The organism is Flavobacterium frigidimaris (assembly GCF_002217275.1).
GTDB lineage: Bacteria > Bacteroidota > Bacteroidia > Flavobacteriales > Flavobacteriaceae > Flavobacterium > Flavobacterium aquidurense.
This window is the reverse complement of record NZ_MUGV01000033.1, coordinates 1-25,472: the sequence shown is the minus strand read 5'-3', so window position 1 is coordinate 25,472 and position 25,472 is coordinate 1. Positions and strand designations below refer to the sequence as shown.

The 25,472-nt window shown below is 33.4% G+C and carries 22 protein-coding genes and 2 tRNA genes; 12 read left to right on the top strand and 12 right to left on the bottom strand.

Going from position 1 to position 25,472, the window contains the following annotated elements:
* Window positions 1–67 precede the first annotated feature (67 nt).
* On the top strand, window positions 68–1,384 hold the full coding sequence (gene sufD / locus B0A65_RS17880; protein WP_026982551.1) for a Fe-S cluster assembly protein SufD: 1,317 nt from the start codon (window positions 68–70) through the stop codon (window positions 1,382–1,384).
* A 62-nt stretch (window positions 1,385–1,446) separates the two neighbouring features.
* Here the strand turns inward: sufD and B0A65_RS17875 are convergent, their stop codons facing one another.
* The 4 genes from B0A65_RS17875 to B0A65_RS17860 are packed head-to-tail and all read right to left on the bottom strand — an operon-like array spanning window position 1,447 to window position 5,270.
* The gene (locus B0A65_RS17875) at window positions 1,447–1,830 is read right to left on the bottom strand and encodes an ASCH domain-containing protein (RefSeq protein ID WP_074662450.1); all 384 of its coding nucleotides are present in this window, start codon (window positions 1,828–1,830) and stop codon (window positions 1,447–1,449) included.
* Window positions 1,831–1,833: 3 nt separating this feature from the next.
* A complete protein-coding gene (locus tag B0A65_RS17870) occupies window positions 1,834–3,354 on the bottom strand; it encodes a PIN domain-containing protein (protein WP_074662447.1) in 1,521 nt (506 codons plus the stop codon).
* Window positions 3,351–3,872 carry an ATP-binding protein gene (locus B0A65_RS17865; RefSeq protein ID WP_074662444.1) on the bottom strand — a complete coding sequence of 174 codons (522 nt, stop codon included), beginning with the start codon at window positions 3,870–3,872 and terminating at the stop codon, window positions 3,351–3,353. The genes B0A65_RS17870 and B0A65_RS17865 overlap by 4 nt, the downstream gene beginning before the upstream one ends.
* A gap of 48 nt (window positions 3,873–3,920) precedes the next feature.
* The gene (locus tag B0A65_RS17860; protein ID WP_074662441.1) at window positions 3,921–5,270 is read right to left on the bottom strand and encodes a serine hydrolase domain-containing protein; all 1,350 of its coding nucleotides are present in this window, start codon (window positions 5,268–5,270) and stop codon (window positions 3,921–3,923) included.
* A 221-nt stretch (window positions 5,271–5,491) separates the two neighbouring features.
* On the opposite strand from B0A65_RS17860, the gene B0A65_RS17855 reads away from it, so the two are divergent.
* The 7 genes from B0A65_RS17855 to B0A65_RS17825 all read left to right on the top strand — a co-directional run bounded on the left by B0A65_RS17855 (window position 5,492) and on the right by B0A65_RS17825 (window position 10,338).
* Complete coding sequence (locus B0A65_RS17855) at window positions 5,492–6,706, top strand: aminotransferase class V-fold PLP-dependent enzyme (protein ID WP_074662437.1); 1,215 nt, start codon at window positions 5,492–5,494, stop codon at window positions 6,704–6,706.
* 9 nt (window positions 6,707–6,715) lie between these two features.
* Window positions 6,716–7,141, top strand: a complete 426-nt coding sequence (locus B0A65_RS17850; protein WP_074662434.1) for a protein kinase family protein — start codon at window positions 6,716–6,718, stop codon at window positions 7,139–7,141.
* A 2-nt stretch (window positions 7,142–7,143) separates the two neighbouring features.
* The gene (locus B0A65_RS17845; RefSeq protein ID WP_074662431.1) at window positions 7,144–7,566 is read left to right on the top strand and encodes a SufE family protein; all 423 of its coding nucleotides are present in this window, start codon (window positions 7,144–7,146) and stop codon (window positions 7,564–7,566) included.
* A 191-nt stretch (window positions 7,567–7,757) separates the two neighbouring features.
* Window positions 7,758–8,168: a GxxExxY protein gene (locus tag B0A65_RS17840; RefSeq protein ID WP_207556451.1), complete on the top strand. Its 411-nt coding sequence runs from the start codon at window positions 7,758–7,760 to the stop codon at window positions 8,166–8,168.
* Window positions 8,169–8,313: 145 nt separating this feature from the next.
* Complete coding sequence (locus tag B0A65_RS17835; RefSeq protein ID WP_012023258.1) at window positions 8,314–8,637, top strand: SUF system Fe-S cluster assembly protein; 324 nt, start codon at window positions 8,314–8,316, stop codon at window positions 8,635–8,637.
* 161 nt (window positions 8,638–8,798) lie between these two features.
* The gene (locus B0A65_RS17830; RefSeq protein WP_074662426.1) at window positions 8,799–9,308 is read left to right on the top strand and encodes a DUF2480 family protein; all 510 of its coding nucleotides are present in this window, start codon (window positions 8,799–8,801) and stop codon (window positions 9,306–9,308) included.
* A gap of 79 nt (window positions 9,309–9,387) precedes the next feature.
* The gene (locus B0A65_RS17825; protein ID WP_074662424.1) at window positions 9,388–10,338 is read left to right on the top strand and encodes a DUF3078 domain-containing protein; all 951 of its coding nucleotides are present in this window, start codon (window positions 9,388–9,390) and stop codon (window positions 10,336–10,338) included.
* Window positions 10,339–10,394: 56 nt separating this feature from the next.
* Here the strand turns inward: B0A65_RS17825 and B0A65_RS17820 are convergent, their stop codons facing one another.
* The gene (locus B0A65_RS17820; protein WP_074662421.1) at window positions 10,395–11,528 is read right to left on the bottom strand and encodes a hypothetical protein; all 1,134 of its coding nucleotides are present in this window, start codon (window positions 11,526–11,528) and stop codon (window positions 10,395–10,397) included.
* 138 nt (window positions 11,529–11,666) lie between these two features.
* Here B0A65_RS17820 and B0A65_RS17815 point away from each other — a divergent pair, with 138 nt between their 5' ends.
* Entirely contained in the window at window positions 11,667–12,938 is a 1,272-nt protein-coding gene (locus B0A65_RS17815) for a hypothetical protein (protein WP_074662419.1), read from the top strand.
* Between the two features lie 56 nt (window positions 12,939–12,994).
* Here the strand turns inward: B0A65_RS17815 and hflX are convergent, their stop codons facing one another.
* The 7 genes from hflX to B0A65_RS17780 form a co-directional block, all read right to left on the bottom strand.
* A complete protein-coding gene (gene hflX, locus B0A65_RS17810; protein ID WP_074662416.1) occupies window positions 12,995–14,224 on the bottom strand; it encodes a GTPase HflX in 1,230 nt (409 codons plus the stop codon).
* Between the two features lie 153 nt (window positions 14,225–14,377).
* Window positions 14,378–15,244 (bottom strand): hypothetical protein, encoded by an 867-nt coding sequence (locus B0A65_RS17805; RefSeq protein ID WP_074662413.1) that lies wholly within the window; start codon window positions 15,242–15,244, stop codon window positions 14,378–14,380.
* A 136-nt stretch (window positions 15,245–15,380) separates the two neighbouring features.
* The gene (locus B0A65_RS17800; protein WP_074662409.1) at window positions 15,381–16,730 is read right to left on the bottom strand and encodes a DUF5689 domain-containing protein; all 1,350 of its coding nucleotides are present in this window, start codon (window positions 16,728–16,730) and stop codon (window positions 15,381–15,383) included.
* Window positions 16,731–16,747: 17 nt separating this feature from the next.
* Window positions 16,748–19,585 carry a peptidase associated domain and porin domain-containing protein gene (locus tag B0A65_RS17795; RefSeq protein WP_074662406.1) on the bottom strand — a complete coding sequence of 946 codons (2,838 nt, stop codon included), beginning with the start codon at window positions 19,583–19,585 and terminating at the stop codon, window positions 16,748–16,750.
* 225 nt (window positions 19,586–19,810) lie between these two features.
* Complete coding sequence (locus B0A65_RS17790) at window positions 19,811–21,031, bottom strand: MFS transporter (RefSeq protein WP_083370499.1); 1,221 nt, start codon at window positions 21,029–21,031, stop codon at window positions 19,811–19,813.
* A gap of 264 nt (window positions 21,032–21,295) precedes the next feature.
* The gene (locus tag B0A65_RS17785; protein WP_074662806.1) at window positions 21,296–22,336 is read right to left on the bottom strand and encodes a Gfo/Idh/MocA family oxidoreductase; all 1,041 of its coding nucleotides are present in this window, start codon (window positions 22,334–22,336) and stop codon (window positions 21,296–21,298) included.
* Window positions 22,337–22,413: 77 nt separating this feature from the next.
* The gene (locus B0A65_RS17780; protein ID WP_074662404.1) at window positions 22,414–23,487 is read right to left on the bottom strand and encodes an NADH:flavin oxidoreductase/NADH oxidase; all 1,074 of its coding nucleotides are present in this window, start codon (window positions 23,485–23,487) and stop codon (window positions 22,414–22,416) included.
* A 202-nt stretch (window positions 23,488–23,689) separates the two neighbouring features.
* Here B0A65_RS17780 and rseP point away from each other — a divergent pair, with 202 nt between their 5' ends.
* The 3 genes from rseP (at window position 23,690) to B0A65_RS17765 (ending at window position 25,301) form a co-directional block, all read left to right on the top strand.
* Complete coding sequence (rseP, locus tag B0A65_RS17775) at window positions 23,690–25,030, top strand: RIP metalloprotease RseP (RefSeq protein ID WP_074662401.1); 1,341 nt, start codon at window positions 23,690–23,692, stop codon at window positions 25,028–25,030.
* A gap of 85 nt (window positions 25,031–25,115) precedes the next feature.
* A tRNA-Asn gene (locus B0A65_RS17770) sits at window positions 25,116–25,189 on the top strand.
* Between the two features lie 38 nt (window positions 25,190–25,227).
* Window positions 25,228–25,301: transfer RNA gene (locus B0A65_RS17765), tRNA-Asn, on the top strand.
* Window positions 25,302–25,472: the final 171 nt, after the last annotated feature.

The following is a 25,472-nucleotide window of genomic DNA, read 5'->3' as shown; positions in this document are numbered from 1 at the left end:
CACAAAAATAGTCGACAATCTAAAGTCTTTTGACTTTCGACTTTCGACTTTAAGACTAACAAGAACAATGGATTTAAAAGAAAAATTAGTATCGTCTTTTATGGCTTTTGAAGAGCGTGTCGATGTACATTCAGATTTGCATGACATTCGCACAAATGCCTTAAAAAACTTCGAAAATAAAGGTTTCCCAACCAAAAAAGAAGAAGCTTGGAAATATACATCGCTAAACGCCATCTTAAAAAATGACTTTACGGTTTTTCCAAAGGAAGAAAATGCAATCGAATTTAATCAGGTAAAAAAATACTTTTTACACGAGATAGATACTTATAAATTAGTATTTATTGATGGCGTTTTTAGTTCGCATTTGTCTTCTACTACGCATGACGGAATCGATGTTTGTTTGATGTCTTCGGCATTGACCAAGCCAAAATATAAAATGATTATTGATACTTACTTCAACAAAGTAGCAAGCAAAGACGAAAGTCTGACTTCGTTGAATACTGCTTTTGCAAGTGAAGGCGCTTTTATCAATATTCCAAAAAAGAAAGTAGCTGACAAACCAATTGAGATCATGTATTTCTCAACAGGAAATGAATCTGCTTTATTGGTACAGCCAAGAAATTTGATTATTGTGGGTGAGAATTCACATGTTCAAATTATCGAACGCCACCAAAGTTTGAATGAAAATCCGGTTTTAACCAATTCGGTTACTGAGATTTTTGCTCAAAAACGTGCGATTGTAGATCACTACAAAATTCAAAACGACAATCTTGAAGCGAATTTAATTGATAACACTTACGTTTCACAACAGCAAGAAAGTCATGTTTACGTACATACATTCTCTTTTGGAGGAAATCTGACTCGTAACAATTTGAACTTTTATCATTTTGGAGAAAGATTGACAAGTACTCTAAACGGAATCACAATCATTGGCGAAAAACAACACGTTGATCATTATACTTTGGTAAATCACGCAACACCAAATTGCGAAAGTTTCCAGGATTATAAAGGAATTTTCTCTGATCGTTCGACGGGAGTTTTCAACGGAAAAGTTTTGGTAGAAAAAGAAGCTCAAAAAACAAATGCTTTCCAAAAAAGCAATAATATTTTATTGAGCGACAAAGCAACTATCAATGCAAAACCACAATTAGAGATTTTTGCTGATGACGTAAAATGTTCTCACGGTTGTACTGTTGGACAATTAGACGAAACTGCAATGTTCTACATGCAATCACGTGGTATTCCTAAAAAAGAAGCTAAAGCTTTATTGATGTACGCATTCTCAAATGCCGTAATCGAAAGCATCAAAATACCGGAATTAAAACAAAGAATCACTAAAATCATTGCCATGAAATTGGGTGTGAATTTAGGATTTGATTTGTAAAAAATTCTATTCTTTAATAAATAAAAACCGATAAGCTTTTTGAAGTTTACCGGTTTTTGTTTTTATCTTTTTTCATTTGACCAATATGCAAATGATTGAGGAGGTGTTAAATTATAATCAGCCTTTAAACATTTAGGCTCTTCAAATTTATTTTTATTTTTTATTTGAATAGCAAAACCTTGCTGTCTATTTTCGAAATATTCGTAAAAATAATCTTCGGTTATCCCTGAATATTCTTTAGTTTTATCCCAAAGCTCTTTAAGGTCAAGATTAAATATTTTCTCTATTTCAAATTCTCCAATTACTTTTTGTACTGGTGAAGAAGCGTAAACCAAAACTGATGTTACATTTTGATTTTTGAAAATAGCTTTTCTAAACTCAAATTTTTTTGTCCCGTCAAATATTTTATTTGCATATTGGGGTTTAATTGATAGTACTACTTTCATAATTTATAATTTATAGGCAAATTTAATCAAATCATTAAACTGGTCATTAGTTATTTTAATAAATCCTCTTGGCATATTTAATATATCTGGAATAACTCCCAATCTATTTAAATCATCTAAAGTTGGTTTAGGGGTAGGCAAAGAATGCGCATACAAAAAGTTTACAATAAAAGGTCTATTATTCGGATATTTATCCCACCAACTAACTTTTAAATCTTCTTTTGCTATCATAGTTCGTCTATTACATGCATTAAAAAAATCTTCAAAAGATGTGAAATTGTTTTGAACACTTTCGACAATACATATACTGGTTACTGTACTAGAATATTTTTTGGGTGTAGTTTCTCCCATACGATATACGATTATTATATCTCCTGATTTTAATTGTCTATCTTGGGAATGAGAAATATAAACCTTACTAATTCTATTTCTATGAGGCTCATTTTCAGTATATTTCGTTTTATCCTCTTTTGTGTTAATACTGTCAGGAAAAAGTTCAGTGTGATATTGTGGTTCAATTTTAATTATATATTTATCAGTTTTTCTGGATAAGAAAGGGAAAGTAATTTTAGGATTTTTAATATTTACGGGTATATTTTTTCCAAATGATCTTGTATAAACTTTTTCTTCTCCATTCTGAGTCGTTTTTAGTCCGTAGAATATGAATCCCCATTCTTCAAGCATTTCTATTAGCTGTTCTTGTTCAGGTCTTTTAGTGAAAAGTGTAACATATATCTCCTCTACTCCATATTTTATCGAATTGTCAAAAATCGTTTTCAAGAATCTTTCGCCAATTTTATATCCGTTACTAGAAACTTTTAAAGTCCCAATTTTTAGACGCTTTTTAGGAATAAAAGTTGGAGTGATTTCTGAATAACTTTCACTATTTTTATTTTCTATTTTTACAAACAAGAATGCAGTTAAGTTGTTGTCACTATAACAAACGTAGCACTTTTCTTCAGCTTTGCGATTAAACCATTTATTAAACTCGGTATAATCCTCTCTAAAACTATCGAAAAAAGAGTCTTTAATATCAACTTCTGCAAAATCAACTCTCTTAACAGCCAATACTTTGTAATCAACTAACTCAGGATTCTCCGAAGTTACTTTTTCTAAGAAATTTTGAATTTTAAAAACTTTATCTGCTATACCTAATAAGTTAGCCTTCGTGTGAATTTTTTTATCTTCTGAAATTAAAAAATCAACTCGACCTTCATAAACTTCGTTTAGGATTTGAGTATCATTTATATCATTGTCTTTACTATCAATATTTTTGCTAACTTTTAATATTTCCAGACCTAAAGGAGCTTGATGTTTCAGTAAATTATAACTTTCAATCTTAATACTCATCGTATCAAGAGCATTTAGATCTTTATATCTTTCTAATTCTTCAAGTGTTAAAGGATGAATATATTTGGAGTATTTAAGATTATCAATCCATTTAAAAAGCTGACCAATTTCTGGTTTATATATTTTGTTTGCTTCCCTATGAATGATGATATTAGTGTCTAGTAAAATTTTCATCGAATATTTTCAATTAGTTGATTATAATTTCCGCCTCTTATTTCGATGTAAGGAATTGAATACTTATCTGAAAGATATTTTGCATATTCTATTTCCATTTCTTGCAAGTCATTAAGAATTTGAATACTATAAATTTTACTATCTCTCAACTCTAATCTTTTGGCAATTTTTTCAACATCATCAATTACAATTACTATTGCTTTTGGATTAATTTGATCAAAAGTATCTTCATCAATTCTGATTGGAAGTCCAGAAGAATTTAATAAGCAGAAATGCCCATCCAATAAATATTCTTTATCTTCTTCGATTAAATTTTCTAAGCCATAAATTAACCTTTCTTGAGTCGAAGAAATATTTTTGACTAATTTATTCTCTGATAAACTAATTTCATTCCACTTCAAAACTTCACTAGCAGTTATATGAATTAAGTCCGTTCTAGATGTTATTTCTTTACAAATAGTCCCTTTTCCAACTCCATGAATTCCACCAATAAAATATATATTTTCAAATAACCTCATAAATAGAAATTTCAAGCAATATACAAAAAGAAAGAAATATATTACAATTTATTTCTTCACACTCTCAATTATCCCTTTCAAAAACCCATTAAAATCAAATCCAGGCTCTTCTTCCTTCACTCCCATTCTCACAATTACCATATCCAAAGACGGAATAATGGCTACCATTTGTCCTTGATATCCACTGCAGTAAAACATATCTCGCGGCACATCCGGGAATTTTCCTCCGGCGTTTAGCCAAAACTGCGCTCCGTATTTTCCTTCTGAAGTATTTGTTGGTGTTGCGGTGTATTTTACCCAGCTTTCATCTAAGATTTGCTCTCCGTTCCAATTTCCTTTATGAAGGTATAATAATCCAAATTTTGACCAATCCCTTGGCGTTGCCCATCCGTAAGAGGAACCCACAAAAGTTCCTGACATATCTTGCTCGACAATCATCGAATTCATTCCGATTTTGTCAATTAGAGCACCGTACCAAAAATCAAGATATTCTTGCTGGGTTTTGAATTGGCTTCTTAAAATTCGGGATAATAAATTGGTCGTTCCAGAGGAGTAATACCAATGCGTGTTCGGTTTAAACTGAGCTGGCTTATCCATTTGCACTTTTCCCATATCTTCGGCCTGAAAAAGCATTTTTGTCGCATCACAAATTTTGGTGTAATTCTCCTCCCATTCTAAACCAGAATTCATATGAAGCAAATCGTTAATCGTGATAATTTTACGATCATCTTTTTGCCATTCTGCAATTGGAGCTGGTTTATAAATATCAATTTTTCCTTGTTTGGCTAAAACGCCAAAAGCCGAACTCGTAATACTTTTTGTCATCGACCATCCCAAAATTTTACTGTTTTTATTAAAACCAGTATCATATTTTTCGGCTATCAATTTATCTTTATACAAAACTACAACGGCACGTGTTCTCTTTGCTTTTCCTCCATTTTTATCGAATGAATTATCAACAGCACTTTTCAATTTTGCATAATCAACATTTGAAAACGTCGTATCTTTTGGTTCATTATTCCCGTAAGGAAAAGGAAGATTGTTAACCAATTTTGTTCTTTTCGGAAGCAAATAAGGTTTCGAAACATCAAAATCATCATTAATTAAAGTTGCTCCCAAACCTTCTCTATAAATAGCTTTTCTTTCTTTTAAACCATAAACAGAAGCTGTTGCAAACTTACCAGCATCATCGATTGAATTCTTAGCCAAATCAATCATATCGATATCATTGTCCGTTTTCTGAATCAACTCTAACGGTCGATTATCCATAAAATGACCAGAAGCGACACTTTTCGCAGAAAAACCAGAAATCAAATCCAGCTTTGGATAAGTAGTAAATCCGAAATACAAAAAGGCAAGAACCAAAACAAGAACAAGTAATTTGAGAAATTTTTTCATAAGACTGATAGCTATTTTTAATGCAATATAATTAATTTATGATCACGATATTATGATCTAATTTAGATTTCCGTTTCATATAATTTATAAAATCAAATCTAATTTTACGGAATCGGCATTTAAGCCTGCAATTGATGGCACTATAAAAGGAAATTATCGAATTGCCGTGGAAACAAATTTAGTTTTAGTACTTTTGTAGATAGAATTTTTCTAAATAAGACATGCTAGATATCCAAAAAATAAGAGCTGAATTTCCAATACTTTCACAAAAAGTAAACGGAAAACCATTGGTATATTTCGACAACGGTGCAACTTCACAAAAACCACAAATTGTAATCGATGCCGAAGTGAAATACTATCAGGAAATAAACGCCAACATTCATAGAGGTGTTCACACATTAAGTCAATTAGCTACCGATGCTTACGAGATTTCTCGTGGTAAAGTACAACAACATATTAATGCAAAATTTGCTCACGAAGTTCTTTTTACTTCAGGAACAACACACGGAATCAATTTAGTGACCAACGGTTTTGCTTCGATTTTAAAACCTGGCGACGAAGTAATTGTTTCTTCTTTAGAGCACCATAGTAATATTGTGCCTTGGCAAATGTTATGCGAAAAAACCGGAGCGACTTTAAAAGTGATTCCGATGAACGAAGACGGCGAATTGATTATGGAAGCTTTTGATGCTTTATTATCAGAAAAAACCAAAGTCGTAACCGTAAATCATATTTCGAATGCATTGGGAATCATCAATCCGATAAAATATATTATTGACAAAGCACACGCTGTTGGTGCGGCTGTTTTGATTGATGGTGCACAGGCTGTTCCGCATTTAAAACCTAATGTTCAGGAATTAGATTGTGATTTTTATGCTTTTTCAGGGCATAAAATGTGCGGTCCTACCGGAACCGGAATTTTATACGGAAAAGAAGAATGGTTAAACAAACTTCCTCCTTATCAAGGTGGAGGAGAAATGATCAAAGAAGTGACTTTTGAGAAAACGACTTACGCTGATCTTCCTCATAAATTTGAAGCAGGAACTCCAAATATCGCTGGTGGAATTGTTTTAGGAACTGCTATTGACTACTTAAACAATATTGGTTTCGAAAATATTCAACAATACGAAAACGAATTATTAGAACACGCTACAAAACGTTTATTAGAAATTGAAGGTTTACGAATTTACGGAACGGGGAAAAATAAAGCTTCTGTAGTTTCGTTTAATATTGATGGAATTCATCCTTATGACGTTGGTTCAATTATCGATAAATTAGGAATTGCTGTTCGTACAGGACATCATTGCGCGCAACCGATCATGAATTTCTTTTGTATACCGGGAACTATTCGTGCTTCTTTCTCTTTTTATAATACAAAAGAAGAAATTGACACTATGGTTGAAGCGGTGAAAAAGGCAAAAACCATGTTAAGCTAAAACACATTTATGAGAATACTATCTTTATTACTCCTGACGATTTTCTTCGGAACGAGCTGTTCAAGCCAAAAAATTGCGGATATGACAACAACACAGATAGAATATTCTGCCGTATCGCGGGGAGTTTATAAAAAGATCATTGTTCAGAATAAAATGGTTTCTATTACCAATGGCAGAGATGCTCAACCGGTAGAAAAGAAAATCGACGATGCAAAATGGAAACAGATTGCAACAGAATTTTCGAAAATAAACTTAGAAAGTATTCCAACTTTAAAAGCACCAACTGAAAAGCGATTTTATGATGGCGCGGCAATTGGAAATCTAACAATAATTCAGAATCAAAAAACATATCAGACGCAAGGTTTCGACAATGGTTTTCCTCCCAAGGAAATAGAAAAATTGGTAAATTTGCTGACTGATTTTGCTAAAGAATAATTATGACAATAAAAGAGATACAAAACGAAATAATAGACGAATTCTCCATGTTCGATGATTGGATGCAACGTTATGAATACATCATCGAATTAGGAAAAAGTCTTCCTATAATTAATGAAGAGTATAAAACTGAGGAGAATTTAATCAAAGGATGCCAATCGAAAGTTTGGTTACACGGAGAGCAAAAAGACGACAAAATTGTCTTTACTGCAGACAGTGATGCGATTTTAACGAAGGGAATAATCGCGATTTTAATCCGTGCTTTCTCGAATCAAAAAGCAGAAGACATCATAAATGCCGACACACAATTTATTGATGATATTGGTTTAAAAGAACATTTATCTGCAACACGTGCAAATGGTTTGGTTTCGATGATCAAAAACATCAAAATGTACGCTTTGGCTTTTAATGCTAAGAGTAATTAGTGCCGAATTTTTCACCATATAAGCGCATTTAAGAAATTATAAGCTTGTGTACGCTAGCTAATAAGTTAAAATATAAGAAAGGGGGTAAAATCCAACCTTTTAAAATGAACTTATATTACTTATATGGTGGAAAAAACAAAAAGTAAGTTTTATCTTTCTTTTTTATTTCTTATTATTGTTGAAAAAGCATAATGATAACGAAGAAATATTTGAAAGATTTAATTTATCAAGTTAATGGAGCAGCAATTGAGGTTCATAAAAATATTGGAGCAGGACTTTTAGAAAATATCTATCATCAATGCATGATCAAGGAATTATCTTTAAGAGGAATAAATTTTCGATCTGAGTTAGTGATTCCTGTTGAATACAAAGGCTTAGAATTAGAATCAGATTTAAGATGTGATTTGCTTATAGAAAATTGTTTAGTTTTTGAATTAAAAGCTGTTGATCAAATTATACCTGTTCATATTGCCAAATTGATGTCTTATATGAAACTTTTAAAATGCCCGATAGGATTAATGATAAACTTTAACGTTACAAATATTTATCACGAGGGTCAAAAAACATACGTCAACGAATTATATCGCTGGCTCGAAGAATAAAATTAAAATTAAACCATATAAGTAATATTAAGAGATATAAGCCCGTCGCTTAAATGATCTAAAACCATTTTATAGAGTTGCATAATAAGGCCCCTTTTTAAATGAACTTATATCACTTATATGGTGGAAAAAAAAACCAAAAAAAATGGAACAAGAAATTGACACAAACGAATTAGGAGAATCAATTGTAAGAGTTTTAAAAGGCATTTACGATCCGGAGATTCCTGTAGATATTTACGAATTAGGATTAATTTACGACGTCATGGTAAACACAGACTACGAAGTAAAAATCTTAATGACATTGACATCGCCAAACTGTCCGGTTGCGGAAAGTTTGCCAAGAGAGGTTGAAGAAAAAGTAAAAACAATCGAAAACATTAAAGATGTTGATGTTGAAATTACTTTCGATCCGCCGTGGAGTAAAGATTTAATGAGCGAAGAAGCAAAATTAGAATTAGGAATGCTTTAAAAAAGTATACAGTTTTCAGTCGCAGTTTTCAGTTTTTCACTGTGACATAATAAGTAATTTTAGTCTCAGTTTTCAATACTAAACTGAGACTGAAACTGAAAACTGAGACTGAGACTGAGACTGAGACTGAGACTGAAAACTGCGACTGAAAACTACATAAAATGGAAGAAATTATCAATAAAGTTGCCAATAGCGCATTAGAAGTATTTGATTTAGAAGATTACTATCCGAAGGGAATGCGCGTGCAAATTGACATTTCGCAATGGCTTTTAGAAGGATTTTTATTGAAAGAAAAAGACTTTAGAGAGCACCTAAAAAACCACGATTGGTCGCAATATCAAGATCAATATGTGGCTGTAAATTGTAGTACAGATGCAATTGTTCCTGCCTGGGCATTAATTTTAGTAGCGGTACAATTGGCGCCTTATGCCAAAAAAGTAGTGAATGGAACTATCGAAGATTTAGACGGAAGTTTATACGAAGAGATCTTAAAAAACATTGATTATTCAGCATACCAAAGCAAACCTGTCATTGTAAAAGGCTGTTCGAAAAAACCGGTTCCTATGCGTGCTTATATTTTAGCTACAACATATTTACAGCCTTTTGCCAGAAGTATTATGTACGGAGAAGCATGTTCAGCAGTTCCCTTATATAAAGAAACTAAGAAATAACTTTCTTTTACAGTCAATTAATTTCGGACCTTTTAACGGTTTTTAGTATATTTGTTAACACACTTCTAAACTAAAAACTATGAGAAAGCTAGTATTATTACTTTTCATTTTAGTAAACTTCACTTTTGTACAAGCCCAAAATTCAGAAAAAGAATTAATTCAGAATACTGAAAAAGCAGTAAAAAAAATTAATGACACTATAGAAGGAGAAGGTTGGAAGACAAAAGGGACCGTATCACTTTTATTAAATCAATCGAGTTTTAATAACTGGATTGCAGGTGGAGAAGATAGCTTTTCCGGAACTCTGGGAATCAACTATGATTTCAATTACAAAAAAGATGATGTAACGTGGGACAATAAAATTCTCGCTTCTTACGGACTTTTACAGACCAAAAATGATGACTTCACAAAAAAAACAGATGACCGTTTAGAATTCAATTCCATCGTTGAAAAAAAAGCTTTCGGTCAATGGTATTACTCCTACTTTCTGAATTTTAGAACTCAGTTTTCAACTGGCTATATTTATGGTCAGGATGACAACGGAAAACAAATCAGAACGGAAAGTACCAAATTCATGTCTCCAGGATACCTAACAACCGGTCCGGGTATTTACTGGACGAAAGATGCTAATCTAAAAATCAACTTCGCTCCACTAACTTCAAAATTCACTTTTGTAGACAGTGCTTATACCACAGGAATTAATCAGTCAAATGGTTTACCTTATGTTGATGGAGACTATTTTGGTGTTGATGAAGGAAAAAGCATGCGTTACGAATTAGGTTTCTATGCATCTGTTTATTACAAACTAGCTATTATGACCAACGTAACAGCAGAAAACACGCTGAATTTATATTCTAATTATTTAGAAGATCCTCAAAATGTTGATATTGATTATTCTCTGAATATTATTATGAAAGTCAATAAATTTTTGTCGGCTAATTTATCATTTCAGGCAATTTATGACGACAATGCTTATCAGGGTCTTCAAACCAGAGAAGTTTTTGGTTTAGGACTTAATTTCGGATTTTAAAAAAAACAAAAACGGGAACATAAAAAATATGTTCCCGTTTTTGTTTAAAATCAAATTTACAATGACGGATTGTGTCTTGTTCTGATTTGTGCAGCATTAAATTTATCAATTAATTTTTTTGCGCTTGAAATAAGGTCTTTACCATCTCCCTTATCATAATCATTTGCAATTAATCCTTCACCTTCTTTTATTGTTTTTTCCGGTTGATCTAAATACAAATAAATCTTCCCTAAATTATAGTAAGCAGAATATCTGATTTTCTTACTTCCCTTATTATCTTCTGTATATTTTGTTTTAAGAGATTCAAAATATTCTATTAAAGGTTGTAAATCCTGAGTTAATTTATCAATTGGCTGATCTGCTCTCATTCCGGCAAATTGCACCTTAACAGCTTCTATAGCTTCTTTCTGAATTGCACCTTCTTCTTCTTTTGAATCCATAATCCAAAGTTGCTCCTGAAAACTGATTGGTGTAAAACCGAAATTGTAATTCAATTGTGTATTAGCACTTTTAATAGCATTTTCAACATACTCTCTTAATCTGTTTTGTAAATTAACAGATCTGTTTTTGGCATTTTCTCTTTCAAGAAAAGACTGATTGGCATTTTCCGCAGATCTATAAGTGTACTGATCAGAGAAATTATATTTCATTGTATTTGAAGCTGCACCTGCATCACTTGCCGGAGCTTCCTGATTTGTGCTTTTCAAAAATCTATTCGCTGGTTTTGGAGCTGCTTCTACCGGAGCCGCAGCAACAGGAGCTTTAGCCACAACTGGCGCAGTAACGACCGCATATCCTTTACCTCTGTACGTTGTAACAAGTGTGTACATTGGATATGATCTCAAAACTTTCCCGTCTTTATCTTTTTCTTCTACTTTTCTCGTTTCAACAGTAGTTCCTTCTTCATAAAAATCTGCCAAATTAAGATCAACCGTTACACTTGCGTTATCGGTTAGTTTTTTCCAACCATAAATGTTTAATTGATTATTTAAAACTTTCGCACTTGGAAACTGAACAGATATAGGCCCGTCAGTAATAATATTAGTTGCATAAGTTCTTTGCTCTAAAGGAACTATTGTTTTTGGAAGATCCTGATAACTTACATTAAAATAGAAGCGATCCAGGTCAACTTTTTGTGCAAAAGAAGCAACTGAGAATAACGAAAAGCATAAAAGAGTAATTTTTTTCATAGTGAAATTAAGTTGATTAAGGGTTTGTCAGTAAAAAAAATTTAAATAAAAAATTATTAGAAAAATTTTTACAAACATATTAATTTTCAAACAAATAAAATATTATTTTTAACGTCCTTAAACTATATCCCCAATTATATGACTAAAATTCACATTGCCGCCTTTTTTTTGATGATCGCTGTAGCAGTAAATGCTCAAAAGACAGATACAGAGACTAAAAAATTCAAAATTCCTGTACCAAAATCAGATTATTTTAATGCCATTAAAAAATACAATATCATTGTTCAGGGTATTAGTAAATGGGATCGATCCAGAGAATTTCTTCCAAATGAAACTTTTCAAAAGGATATTACCATTGATCGATACAAAAATGACAAACAGATTGATTCTATTAATCCTGACATGAAAATTATTGTAGGTTTAAATCCTTCAAAATACCTTTTTAATTCATCTGGTCAGCCAAGTGTAACAGGTGATCTCAGCTTTTTAATATTAGGTAAAAACAATGAGATAATAACTATGGCGTCTGTAAACAGAACAATTCCTTTAGACAGAGTTAAAGGACGTGTTCAGGAAACTGAGATGGCTAATGCTTTATGTCTTCAGGCTTATGACTTATTAGACGGATATCTTATCACAAAAAATGAAGTTGAATTAACCTTTAATTACGGAATTTTTGAAAAGTGTGAAGCCTTCCCTGAATTAGTTGATTTTAATACTAAAACACAAGAATTACTTGGTAAACTTGAAGCACTTACATTTGAAGATGCTTACTTAGATCAAATGCAAACTTTCTACAAAGGTTATCTTGGAAAACCTGTTGGAAAAATTAAAGATAAAGAAATTACGAAAATCGTTAATTTGAACTTAAGTTTAATTGAAATTTTTAAAGTTAATTTTCCAAAAGCAAACGAATACCTTGCTATTGCAAAAGATAACGCTGGTATGTTAGCTATGTGGCCGGACAATGCTAAAAAGAATCTTCAACGTTTAGAATTTGTAAACCAAAGTAATTTTCCACACAAAATAGAAACTATAACTTCAAGAACTGCCTATTGCGTAACTCTTAAAGGAACTGCCTATTACAAAAAGAAAATATTCGTGGGAACTTTTGAATTTACAAGATTTAGACCAGCTTCAAGTGGTTCAAGCGGTATGGTTAGTTTAGATTCTTATTCTCCTGCAATAGCTATTTATGAAGGAACTGATAAAGCAGGTTATGTTTGGCCAAATGGAAATCAGTTTAATGTTAAAACTGAAGATGGAAAAGAAATCTCATTTAAGAAATACCAGGGAGAAGCCATCATGGTCGTAAAAAATGCCGATGGTACTTTTAAACCTTACGAAAGTGAGTCTGATGACGTTTACACCTCTCCGGATGATGAAAAATTAGAATTGAAAAAAGCATAATATAATTGATTCATAAAAAAACCCAAAACTAAGTTTTGGGTTTTTTATTACTTTTTTTATTCTTCTTCCTTTTCGATTGCATCTTTATAATCCGGATACAAGAATTTATTATACGGAAATCTGGTAATATGAATTTGGCGAACCGCTTCGTAAACTCTTTCTCTAAATTCCTCAAAGTTTTCTTTATTGGTAGCCGAAATGAATAATGCATTTTCTTCTCCCAAGCGATGCATCCAGGTTGATTTCCATTCGTCAAGCGTATAATGTCTTGGCGTTTTCTCCGTCATCAAATCATCTTCATCGATTGTCAAATGTTTGTAAGCATCAATTTTATTAAAAACCATAATTACTGGTTTCTCATGTGCTTTAATATCCTGTAAAGTCTGATTTACAGATGCAATATGATCTTCAAAATCAGGATGCGAAATATCTACAATATGCAATAATAAATCGGCTTCACGTACCTCATCAAGCGTACTTTTAAAAGAATCTACCAATTGTGTTGGCAGTTTTCTAATAAAACCTACTGTATCTGAAAGTAAAAATGGCAAGTTTTTAATCACCACTTTTCTAACTGTTGTATCTAAGGTCGCGAACAATTTATTCTCAACAAAAACATCACTTTTACCAACAGCATTCATCAAAGTCGATTTTCCAACATTGGTATAACCCACCAGTGCCACACGAACCATTGCACCACGGTTACTACGCTGAACACCCATTTGTTTGTCAATCGTTTTGATTTTTTCTTTCAATAATGAAATTCGGTCACGAACAATACGTCTGTCTGTTTCGATCTCCGTTTCTCCAGGTCCACGCATACCAATACCCCCTTTTTGACGCTCAAGGTGTGTCCATAAACCAGAAAGTCGAGGTAATAAATAGATACATTGCGCTAATTCAACCTGCGTTCTTGCATAAGAACTTTCAGCTCGTTGCGCGAAAATATCCAGAATCAAATTGGTTCTGTCTAAGATCTTACAATCAATAATTTTAGAGATGTTTTTTTGCTGTGAAGGCGACAATTCATCATCAAAAATTAAAGTCGATATATCATTTTCTTTTACAAAAAGATTGATTTCTTCGATTTTACCCGTTCCCATAAAAGTCTTCGGATTCGGGCGTTCCATTTTTTGCGAAAAACGTTTGATCACTTCACCTCCAGCGGTATAAGTCAAAAACTCTAATTCGTCAAGATATTCGTTAAGTTTTTCTTCACTTTGATTTTGAGTCACAATACCAACAATGGCTGTTCTTTCAAAATTTATAACTTCTTTTTCTAACATAGCTTTGAATAAGGTGCAAATTTAATGATTTGTAGCACACTAACCCTTATAGAATATTGTTTTTAAGTTCTATTTAAGAGTTTGTTGCTTTTTTAAAAAACAAAACCATTTAGAAATTACTCTAAATGGTTTAATCAAACTGAAAACCCAGTTTTATTCGTAGATAAATGTCTTCTCCGTTTTTACAATTCCGTTCTCTTCAATCTGAGTACAGAAAATTGGAAAATTCAATTTGTTGTATTTATATTTTCTGCTTACAGCAACCAAAGCGGTAGACGAAGGACTAAAGTTCACTTCGTTATTATAAGATATTGCTTCAAAACTAAACTCATCTTCGTGATAAGAAATCATAGGAACAATTACTTTGTAATTATCACCAAATAAACTCTGAACAATAAGTTGATCTACCGATTTTTTATCATCAAAAGTGTAGGTTTTAGATATTTTATCTCCAACCAGACCTTTATGTCTTATCACATTATCATTAGTGTAAACATATTCAATTTTACCAACAATCTGTTTGTTTTTATCTCTGGAAGTACGTCTGACAATAATACCATTTTCAACAATATATTCAATATCATCAACTAAGTTTTGGTGATTGGTACTTTTTTTAGTCGTTACTTTTATTCTCGCTCCTTCATAACCAAAAGTGACCACTTTTGTAATATAATCCGGGCCTTCCTGATATTTTTTTACAAATTTTGTAATGTTGTTATCTGCATCATACGTGTAGTTTACAACTTCTTTCCAGTCGCTTCCAACTTTGTCTTTTACCGTCATATCCAGTAATCCTGATTTGTTGTAAAAGAAATGCTGTATAACATCTGAAGTGGTGATAGTTTGTATTTTACCGTCTTTAAACACAACAGTTTTATTGATAATTTCACCATCTGTCGAGTTCTGATAGTTTGTTTTTACAATATTGATTTGTTTTAAACGGACTGGCGCAGTGTTGTCCTGGCTATGCACTAAGCACGGAAGTACCATCATCAGGATGGCGATAAAGTAAGTTTTCATAATTTTAAGTATCGATTTGGGATGACCAAAATACAAAATTCCATCAAATTTTAATAGTTTAAATCTCAAAAAAAGCACACTATTAAATTACATCTCAAAAAATCAATACTTTAAACATATTTAGAAAAAAAATATCTTACTTCTCGCCAAAAATTTTAATATCATCAACCATAAATGCACCATTAAGTGTTTTGTCTTTTCCGGAACCAATATATTTAAAAGCAATATAAATGTTTCCTGAATAAGGAGATAAATCAATTGCACCAGAACTTATAAATGCACGAACCGGTGTTGACAAAGAGGGAAATTTTGCTTCTAATTTTGTCCATTTTGCTTTCAAAATATTTGAGCCATCAAAATTTGTTGACACGTAAACCTCTAAGGCATTTAATGGAGAATCCATCTTCAAATCATGTTGTGCACTTCTAAAAGACAGGGTTGCCTTTTTATAACCTGTCATATTAATTTTAGGCGAAACTAACCAGGCAATATTTTCTGCAGCTGTTGTACTTGTGGTATTAAACTCGGCGTAACCGTTGCCTCCGTACACCATACTTTTCCATAATTTTGAGGCTTTTTCGACAATATTGCTCCACCCGGGAAGCGCAAAATTTACATTGTTTTTTACTGTTTGAAAATCTTCAGCAAAAAATGGAGTATTTCTTATTCCGTTCATTACGACATCTTGCTCCGACCGAATCACCATTTGATAATCGGAACCGAATTTTGTCAAAATACCGCGCACGGTTCCACTTCCTTCGGGGACTAAATGATCTGAAAAACTGGCATAACTACTGGTTCTGAAAATAATCTGATTTCCTGTTTTATCACGCAAATTCCAATTGGTAGAACCTCCTACATTATTTGTTTCTTCAAAATAATGACGACCCAAAGCTCCTTCTGTAAACTCTACATCAGTAAGTTCTATCAAAGTATTTAATTTAGTATCGTCTAATGCTTCTTCGATAGAAATTTTCTTAACCAATAGATTTTCATCAATCATTGTACATGAAGCATTCAATACGTTTTTATAATCATTCTGCGAAATTCTGCCAATAGTTGGATCGCCCGCATTACTGACGTTCAAACTTCCTATTCTGAGTCCGCCGTACAATAGATCTGTAAACTGATTTTTTAATCTCACATACACTTTATTTCCCACACGATAATCAATATAAGTATTTGAAGCATCTACGGGCACACTAAAACCTGTAGCAGGAATTCCCTCTTTTGGCAACGTCTGAAACGAAATGGTCTTAAAAAAATTCCCATCTTCATCACTAGACACCACATAAGCTTCTATAATATCATCATAAACGTATTGCTTCGTAACCGTACCTGCAAGTTCTTGCACTTTTTCGACCGTTTTATTTACTGCCAAATCGGGTTGGGTGCATTCTAATTTGGGTGTCTCAATATCATTATTACATCCGCAAATAAGCAATATTGAAAGCGCAAAAAATAACTTAAAAAATATCTTTTTCATAACAATTCTTTTCAGGTTTATAAACCAATAGTAAGATTTACTAAGTAAGTCCGACCGTATCCGTAGTAATATTTTGGACCAAAGGATGGCGTTCCGCTTGAAACATCCTGGTTTAAAGCTCTAAAATTTGCATTCCTTGCCTGCTCAAAACCACCCGTTTTATATATAGAGTTCAGGGCATTATTTACACTTGAAAAAAGGCCGATATATTTTCCGTGTACACGCCAGGATTTTCCTCCTGAAAAATTTAATAATGTAATAGGATTAAATTTTTCTTGTTTTAACAATTCGTCACCACGTTCTTTTGTCGCTTCCGGAAAAGGAAAACCATTCGCCGGATTGATATAAAACTGCGCCGTTCTGGCAATTGGAGAAATATCGATATAACTTTCTGACAGATAGTTTATGTTTGCGCCAATCCACCAAAATTGCGGATCTCTGTACTCTAGCCCAAATGAACAGGCTTGTTGTGGCATTCCGGCCTGTTTGTAATTTTTAATATAGGCCTTCCCGAAATCAAAAGTGGTTTGTTTATCCGCTTTTACAGCATTTGCATCATTTGTGATCAAAACATCAGGATTACTGTTAAATGTATAATTCCCATAAGCTGCAGATAAAGTAGATTTCAAAGTAGATGAAATTTGATACTCAAAACTTAATTCGGCTCCAACATTTTTCTTGTCTAAATGTGTCAGTGTCTGGCTCACAAAAGCATCTGTTGCATCGTAACCTGCGCCATTGTCAAAAATACCCTCGGCGTAAAAAAAGGAAGTTTTTGTACTGTTTTTAATCAAAGTATAATAAACTGTCGAACGTATTTTTAGCTTGGGCGAATGATAAACATAATTGGCTTCGGCACTTGAAATATTCTCACTTTCAATTCCGTTAGCAATTGAATTATTTAAGCGTGAATTGGAGAAGGTATTTCGGAGTGAAGGTGCTCTGGTCAAATGTTCTCCATTCAAAAAAAGAGATTGTCTTCCGGAAATTTTATAGGTAAATCCACCTTTGAATCCAAAATTCTCAAAATTTACTTTTTGGCTTTTGCCGAGAGAAGTTGTGGGATAAATTCCGTTTTGATATAAACCTTCCCGTTGATAATTGGATACTGAATATGATTGTGCCAGATAGAAATCCGTCTTTTTATAAGAAAGTCGAAACTGAGTAAAAGCATCAATTTTACTAGCCAGAAAATTATAATTATAACCGTAAATATCGCCACCTTTTACTTCCCGGTTTGGATGCTGTAAATCAGATTGTGACTGATTTCCTTTATAAAACGGATCAACATCTTCGAAATATTCCCCACCAAGCAAATCTAAAAGGTATTGGAAATTATGCGATTTCAGGTTTCGAAAAGTAACTCCGCCATCAAAATAAATATTGGTTGTTAACTGTGAATTCAAATTAGAATTTGCTGCAAAAGTTTTATCATCTGTTCTGTCTTCGTATAAAACATAATGGCTTTGTGCAGGTCCATAGTCGCTAATTGTACTATCAGAATTTGCAAGTTGTTTTTGATTGGTCTGATAAATGGCGCTCCAGTCTATTTGAGAATTTTCTAAAAAGGAAATTTTGTTTTTTTCCGCATTTTCATAATTCGGAGTAAAAGCACCCGAAAATTCTCCCTGATCTTTTGCGTACAGCGAACTGAAATAACTAGGCAACTTTCTGTAATAAGTTGGATCCGGACTATCTGTCTTTTGATAGTCTATATTGCTGTTTCCGACTTTTCCGAACTGATACATTAGACTTGAATTGAGATTTGTTTTTTCATCAATTTTAAAATAATGGTTGAGCATTAAAAGTGGTTCCTCAATTTTTTTAATTCTTGCATTTCGTTTTTTTCCGTTCTGAAAACCCCAATACGAATTGTATTTTTCGTTTGTTAGTTGCGTTACTTCGTTTGTATTTGCTGAATTTTTTCCCCGGGAATTAGGCGCGTAAAAACCTGTAAAATTCAAAGATTGTTTCTTGTTTAATTTCTTTTCGACGCTAATAAATAAAGATTCAGCTTTGAAATTTGTTCCTTCAAAAAAGCCTTCATCTGACCAACGCTTTCCGGCTGAAATTGCATATGCCCAACCGGAAGCATTCATTCCGGAAGCATAAGTTCCAATGGCGCGCCAATTGTATGAAGTATTACTTCCGGAAAACGTTAACTGTCCTCCTTTTCGATACATCGACGCTTGTGTAAAAATTTGCTGTGTTCCTAAAATGCCTCCAAAAGTATAATGGGAAGGTGCAGTTCCAACAGAAAATTCCTGATTGCGGAGTACCGTATTCAAACCTCCCCAATTGTTCCATTGCGGTCTTCCATCATACAGTTTATTCATGACCATACCGTTGAGCATCATGGTTCCGTTTTCGCTATCAAGTCCGCGGACTCTAAATCGGGCCTGACCCCAACTAAAAGCGGAAGCCTGCATAAAAGCATCTTTTGAAGACTGTAAAAGTCCTGAAGTCATTTCAGAGGAACTATTATCATCTGTTAGATCACTATCCAATAATGTGATTAAAGCAGCTGGTGTTTCATCTGAAAAATTATCTTCGAGCTGCACTATTCCGAGGTTAACCTTAAACCCAAAATTAGATTCCAGTTTTAAAAGCAAATCTTTGTAGCCCTGACTGTGAATTAATAGTAGTTGTTCTCCTTTTATTGGAGAATGAAGTTCAAATCTTCCGTTAGTTGATGTAAGTTGTGTTAGCGAAGAATTTTGGATAGAAACCACCACATTCTCAATTGGATCTTGTGTTTTGGCATCAATAACAAATCCAAAAAAAGTTGTTTCTTCCTGAGCAAAAACAAAATTAAAAGGCAGTAAAACAAAAAAGAGTAAGTGATTTTTTCCCATTAAAAATTCCAATTTATTTTGAAAATAGATTTCGGATATTAATCCCTATTCAAAAGATAAAATTGGTTCTTGGAAAAAAGTATTCTAATTCAGATTCTTAGTGACATCTGAAATTCAAATGTAAATAAAATATTTAAAAAAATAAATATTTTCCTACTAATGTTTTGATTGAAATTTAAAATTAATTAAGTAGATTTGTCATTTTTTGTTTTTTTTTCAAAAAAATTAGGTTGTCGTTCTAATTTTAGAAACCATAAAAGCAATCAAAACACCAAAGATTCCGATAAACGCAAAAGAAAATTGAAGTCCGAAATTTTGAGCAATGTGCCCAATTACAGGAGGTCCCATTAAGAATCCGAGAAAACTAACACTCGAAACAATCGTTAGGGCTTCTCCTGGTGGAACTGTCGGATTTTTTCCTGCCATACTATAAACAGTGGGAACAATAGTTGCAACGCCTAAACCAACCGCCATAAAAGCAATTGTACACGGAATAATATAAGGAAGAAAAACCGCGGTGAAAAGTCCTGCTGAAATCATAACTCCACTAATTTGCATTACGCGTTCACGCCCAAATTTATTGATAAGACCGTCTCCTAAAAAACGTCCGCCAGCCATCATAATCATAAATGACGTATAGCCTAAAATCACCAATGGCCCGGGGGCTTTTACAATATCTTTAAAGTAAACACCACTCCAGTCGAACATAACACCTTCACTCGCCATACTGCAAAAACCAATTACGCCAAGCCAGATTAAGGCACTGTCTGGTTTTACAAATAATTTTTTCTTTTCTGAGGTTTTATGTTTGATTTTTTCTTTGGCTTTGACCAAAAATTTAAAGTTAAAGACAACCATTATAATCACAATTCCGCCAACTATTAAAAAATGATGAAGTGGTGAAAGGTTTAATGCTAACATACCCAAACCAACCAATGCACCGGTGAATCCTGCGAAACTCCACATTCCATGAAAAGAAGACATTATCGTTTTTTTGAAAAGTACCTCTGTATAAACTCCTTGTGTATTTACTGCAATGTTGGCTAAATTTCCAAACAATCCAAACAAAAACAAACCAACAGACAATTGAAATGCTGTTGTTGCCAAACCTAAATTGGCGAGGCATAAAACATACATTATTAAGGAGAAAACTAAAATGCGGTGACTACCAAATTTGGTTACCATTTTTCCTGAAAAAGGCATAATCACTAATTGTCCCATTGGCAAGGCAAAAAGTATAGAACCCAAATCACCTTCAGTTAAATGCAAAGCCGTTTTTATATCCGGAATTCGGCTTGCCCAGGTTGCAAAACTTAACCCCATTCCAAAATAAAACATTCCAACAGCAATACGAATTCGGTTTAAATAAGATGCTTTTGCATCTCTATAGACTTTCTTGATTTTACCTTTGGTTTGGAATAGTGATAGTGGATTGAAGTTGATCAAAATGATGTATTTTTGGATTGGTAGTATAAAAATACGAAAAATGTACTTTACACACTACAGTACGCCGCCAGTTAGTGAATTTATAACGTTATATGTTTATAAATTCTTTAAGGAACAAAGGTTCTGAGGAACAAAGGGACAAAGGTTTTTTTATCTGACTATAAAAAAGGCGTTTCACTTGTCAAAAACACATAGCTATGTGTCTTTTTGACAAGTGAAACGCCTTTGTAGACAAAGTAAAACTATGTTTCTATGTGTTTAAACTTATAAGCTAATTGCCCGTTGTTGTGCGCTACTCGCAATAGCAGCCTCTATAATCTGCATTACTTTTACGCCATCTTGCGCGGTAACCGGTTCTGGTTTGTCGTTGGCAATGGAATCATACACGCCATCAAAAAAGGAGAAGTAATTTCCCTGAAGTGTTGGTACTTTTTCGCGAATTATTTCTCCGTTGACTTCTGTATGTAATAATCCTTGTAACGCTTCTGATTCAGTTCCCCATTCTTCCAGATTTGGTTTTTTGCCCAGTTTTAATTCATCTTCCTGAACATCGCCACGGGGCTTTAAGAAAGAACCTTTTTTACCATGAATTGTAAAGGCAGGATTTGCTTCTCTCACGAAAAAACTGGCTTTTAATCGTACTCTGAAATCTTCATAAATCAATAATAAATCAATCCAGTCGTCGACCAGGGAATTTTCTCTGGTGTAACGAATATCTGCAAAAACCGACTTTGGAGATCCGAACAAACAAACTGCCTGATCGATTAAATGTGGCCCTAAATCTTTTAAGATTCCTGCACCATCATTTACAGTTTCTTTATGTGCTTTTGGGCTCAATAAAGGATTGTATCTGTCAAAATGGAATTCGGCTTCAACTAAATCTCCCAAGACCCCCTCTTTAATTATTTTTTGAATTGTTTTAAAATCGCTGTCCCATCTTCTGTTTTGGAAAACAGCTAATTTTAATCCTTTTTCTTTTGCGATTGAAGCTAATTCTTCCGCTTCGGCCACAGTTGTAGTAAAAGCTTTTTCGACAACGGCGTGTTTTCCAGCCAAAAGCACTTTTTTAGCATATTCATAGTGGGTTCCTACAGGTGTATTTACAATTACCAAATCGACCTCATCTGCTAATACATCCTCGATTGAAGGATAACTTTTTACATAAGGATAATCTTCCTGGATAAGGTTTTTACTTCTTTCCCAGGAACCTAATAATTCAAATCCGGGATGAATGTCCAAAAATGGAGCGTGAAAAACTTTTCCCGACATTCCGTATGATAATAGTGCTGTTCTTATTTTTTGCATTTTATGATTTTTTTTCGCCACGAATTCACGAATTATATATTTATTAAAAAAAAATTCGTGAATTCGTGGCTATTTTTTTATTTAATTTTAGCGCGTTCGTATTGTTTTGGCCATTGAATATCGTCGTTTAAATCTCTGGCGAAATCTAAAGGCAAGTTAGGGTTTCTAAGTGATTCTCTGGCAAATAAAACCAAATCGGCTTGATTGTTTTTCAAAATTTCTTCGGCTTGAATGGCGTGTGTTATTAGGCCAACTGCTCCAGTTAAAATATTGGCTTCTTTTTTGATTTTTTCTGCAAACGGAACCTGATAGTTTGGATGCAATGGAATTTGTTGATGTGAAACCAATCCGCCCGATGAAACATCAATTAAATCAACTCCTTTTTCCTTTAAGATTTCAGAAAGTTTTACTGATTCTTCCGGATTCCATCCACTTTCAGCCCAGTCTGTTGCTGAGATTCTCACAAATAAAGGCAAATCCGAAGGCCATTCTGACTGAACCGCTTCTACAATTTCTAACGTAAAACGGATTCTGTTTTCAAAACTTCCACCGTAGGCATCGGTTCTGTTATTCGTTAAAGGAGAAAGAAATTGGTGCAACAAATAACCGTGTGCGCCGTGAATTTCCAGAACCTGATAACCTGCTTCAACAGCTCTTTTGGTTGCCGATTTGAAATCAGAAATCACTTTTTGGATTCCGTCCTTATCTAAAGCTTCCGGAAGAAATGGTTCATCATCATGATACGGAATCGCGCTTGAAGAAACCGTCTGCCATCCGCCTTGAGCGAAATCTAATTTTTTATTTCCTTCCCAGGGAGCAGAAACGCTTGCTTTTCGGCCGGCATGCGCCAATTGAATTCCCGGAATTGAATTTTGAGAAACTATAAATTGATTGATTGTTTTTAATTTCTGAATGTGTTCGTCTTTCCAGATTCCTAAATCGGCAGGCGAAATTCTGGCTTCGGGAGAAACGGCTGTGGCTTCCTGAATAATTAAGCCGACGCCTCCGCTGGCACGACTTCCCAAATGAACCAAATGCCAATCATTGGCAAATCCGTCAACTGCTGAATATTGACACATTGGTGAAATAACAATTCTATTTTTTAAAGTGATTTTTTTTATGGTAAGTGGAGAAAATAATAATGAAGCCATATATATGTAACTTTTAATGGATTTAGGCTACCTATTAGATACGATAGCGGATAAAAAAGTAAAGTTACAGCATCTTGTTAAAAGGAGAAATCTAAATGTTTATTAATTAACAAACATTTAAAACCTTATGTCTTATATTGCGCTATCAAATTAAAATAGAAACGTTACTTTTGTGCGTTAAATTACGAACTAAAAATACAAAATGGATATAGTTATCAAACTCTCTCAATTTCTATTGAGTTTATCTTTACTTATTATTCTTCACGAATTAGGGCATTTTATCCCTGCTAAATTATTTAAAACCAGAGTCGAAAAATTTTACTTATTTTTTGATGTTAAATATTCATTGTTTAAAAAACAAATTGGCGAAACTGTTTACGGAATCGGTTGGTTGCCTTTGGGAGGTTATGTAAAAATCTCAGGAATGATTGACGAAAGTATGGACAAAGAACAAATGGCGCTTCCACCTCAACCGTGGGAATTTCGTTCTAAACCAGCCTGGCAACGTTTGATTATTATGTTAGGTGGTGTTACGGTAAACTTTATTCTGGCCTTTATTATTTATATCGGAATGGCTTTTGCCTATGGCGATACTTATGTTGCAAATGCTGATTTGAAAGATGGTGTTTTAATTGAAAATCCGGTGATGCTTAAAACTGGCTTCAAAACCGGAGATAAAATCGTAGCTATTGACGGGAAAAAAGTAGAGAATTTTGATAATGATTTAAATATAAACATTATCATGTCTAAAGAAGTTTTGATTGAAAGAAACGGTCAGCAACAAACAATTAAAATGCCTAATGATTTTATTGACCAATTGTCAAAACATGAAAAATCGGCACTGGTAGAAATGCGTTTTCCTTTTGCTATTAAAGATGTTCCGGCTGAATCTGGAAATACTTCATTAAAAGCAAAAGATTTAGTAGTTTCTTTAAACGGGCAACAAGCTAAATATTACGATCAGGTAAAAGCGATCTTAGATGCAAATAAAGGAAAAACAATTCCGGCTGTTGTAATACGTGATTTAAAAGAAACACCAATTACAGTTAAAGTTTCTAAGGCTGGAAAATTAGGTGTAAATGTTGGTGGATTAGGAATTGAATCTTTAGAAAAACTAGGTTACTATAAAGTAAGTACAAAACATTATAGTTTTGCTGAATCTATTCCGGTTGGTCTTACAAAAGGAAAAGACCAATTAGTAGGTTATGGTAAACAATTGAAAATGATTTTTAATCCGGAAACAAAAGCGTACAAACAAGTAGGTGGTTTTGCAGCTATTTTTAACATTTTTCCGAGTTCTTGGAGCTGGGAAACATTCTGGTCGATCACGGCTTTATTGTCAATTATGCTTGGTGTTATGAATTTATTGCCAATTCCGGCCCTTGATGGTGGTCATGTGATGTTTTTATTGTACGAAATAATTAGTGGCAAAAAACCAAGCGACAAATTCCTTGAAAATGCCCAAATGGTTGGTTTCGTTCTACTTATAGCACTACTTTTATTTGCTAACGGAAACGATATTTACAAAGCGATTGTCAAGTAAAAAAAATAATTAAAAAAAGAGTTAAAATATTTTTGGTAAATTAAAAAATCAACTATATTTGCACTCGCTAAAAAGAGCAACAACTTCCTCCTTAGCTCAGTTGGTTAGAGCATCTGACTGTTAATCAGAGGGTCCTTGGTTCGAGCCCAAGAGGGGGAGCAACTTTTTTTAGCAAACATATTTACCTTTAAGGTGATTCCTTCTTAGCTCAGTTGGTTAGAGCATCTGACTGTTAATCAGAGGGTCCTTGGTTCGAGCCCAAGAGAGGGAGCTTATTAAATACCACTTACAAATTGTAAGTGGTATTTTTTTTTGATATTTACTCCAAAGGATCTTGTTAATCAGAGCCCCGATAGCTATCGGGGTTGGTTCGAGCCCAAGACGGGGAACTTATTAAAAGACTATCATTTTTATGATAGCTTTGGATCAAGACGTAAATCTG

What these genes read in the sequence shown, in the direction of transcription:
- B0A65_RS17875 (WP_074662450.1), bottom strand. Translation starts at nt 1,830, where the DNA reads ATGAAAGTAGTACTATCAATTAAACCCCAATATGCAAATAAAATATTT.
- rseP (WP_074662401.1), top strand. Translation starts at nt 23,690, where the DNA reads ATGGATATAGTTATCAAACTCTCTCAATTTCTATTGAGTTTATCTTTA.
- B0A65_RS17800 (WP_074662409.1), bottom strand. Translation starts at nt 16,730, where the DNA reads ATGAAAAAGATATTTTTTAAGTTATTTTTTGCGCTTTCAATATTGCTT.
- B0A65_RS17840 (WP_207556451.1), top strand. Translation starts at nt 7,758, where the DNA reads ATGATAACGAAGAAATATTTGAAAGATTTAATTTATCAAGTTAATGGA.
- hflX (WP_074662416.1), bottom strand. Translation starts at nt 14,224, where the DNA reads ATGTTAGAAAAAGAAGTTATAAATTTTGAAAGAACAGCCATTGTTGGT.
- B0A65_RS17825 (WP_074662424.1), top strand. Translation starts at nt 9,388, where the DNA reads ATGAGAAAGCTAGTATTATTACTTTTCATTTTAGTAAACTTCACTTTT.
- B0A65_RS17815 (WP_074662419.1), top strand. Translation starts at nt 11,667, where the DNA reads ATGACTAAAATTCACATTGCCGCCTTTTTTTTGATGATCGCTGTAGCA.
- B0A65_RS17820 (WP_074662421.1), bottom strand. Translation starts at nt 11,528, where the DNA reads ATGAAAAAAATTACTCTTTTATGCTTTTCGTTATTCTCAGTTGCTTCT.
- B0A65_RS17780 (WP_074662404.1), bottom strand. Translation starts at nt 23,487, where the DNA reads ATGGCTTCATTATTATTTTCTCCACTTACCATAAAAAAAATCACTTTA.
- B0A65_RS17860 (WP_074662441.1), bottom strand. Translation starts at nt 5,270, where the DNA reads ATGAAAAAATTTCTCAAATTACTTGTTCTTGTTTTGGTTCTTGCCTTT.
- B0A65_RS17850 (WP_074662434.1), top strand. Translation starts at nt 6,716, where the DNA reads ATGAGAATACTATCTTTATTACTCCTGACGATTTTCTTCGGAACGAGC.
- B0A65_RS17835 (WP_012023258.1), top strand. Translation starts at nt 8,314, where the DNA reads ATGGAACAAGAAATTGACACAAACGAATTAGGAGAATCAATTGTAAGA.
- B0A65_RS17795 (WP_074662406.1), bottom strand. Translation starts at nt 19,585, where the DNA reads ATGGGAAAAAATCACTTACTCTTTTTTGTTTTACTGCCTTTTAATTTT.
- B0A65_RS17805 (WP_074662413.1), bottom strand. Translation starts at nt 15,244, where the DNA reads ATGAAAACTTACTTTATCGCCATCCTGATGATGGTACTTCCGTGCTTA.
- B0A65_RS17845 (WP_074662431.1), top strand. Translation starts at nt 7,144, where the DNA reads ATGACAATAAAAGAGATACAAAACGAAATAATAGACGAATTCTCCATG.
- B0A65_RS17855 (WP_074662437.1), top strand. Translation starts at nt 5,492, where the DNA reads ATGCTAGATATCCAAAAAATAAGAGCTGAATTTCCAATACTTTCACAA.
- sufD (WP_026982551.1), top strand. Translation starts at nt 68, where the DNA reads ATGGATTTAAAAGAAAAATTAGTATCGTCTTTTATGGCTTTTGAAGAG.
- B0A65_RS17865 (WP_074662444.1), bottom strand. Translation starts at nt 3,872, where the DNA reads ATGAGGTTATTTGAAAATATATATTTTATTGGTGGAATTCATGGAGTT.
- B0A65_RS17785 (WP_074662806.1), bottom strand. Translation starts at nt 22,336, where the DNA reads ATGCAAAAAATAAGAACAGCACTATTATCATACGGAATGTCGGGAAAA.
- B0A65_RS17830 (WP_074662426.1), top strand. Translation starts at nt 8,799, where the DNA reads ATGGAAGAAATTATCAATAAAGTTGCCAATAGCGCATTAGAAGTATTT.
- B0A65_RS17870 (WP_074662447.1), bottom strand. Translation starts at nt 3,354, where the DNA reads ATGAAAATTTTACTAGACACTAATATCATCATTCATAGGGAAGCAAAC.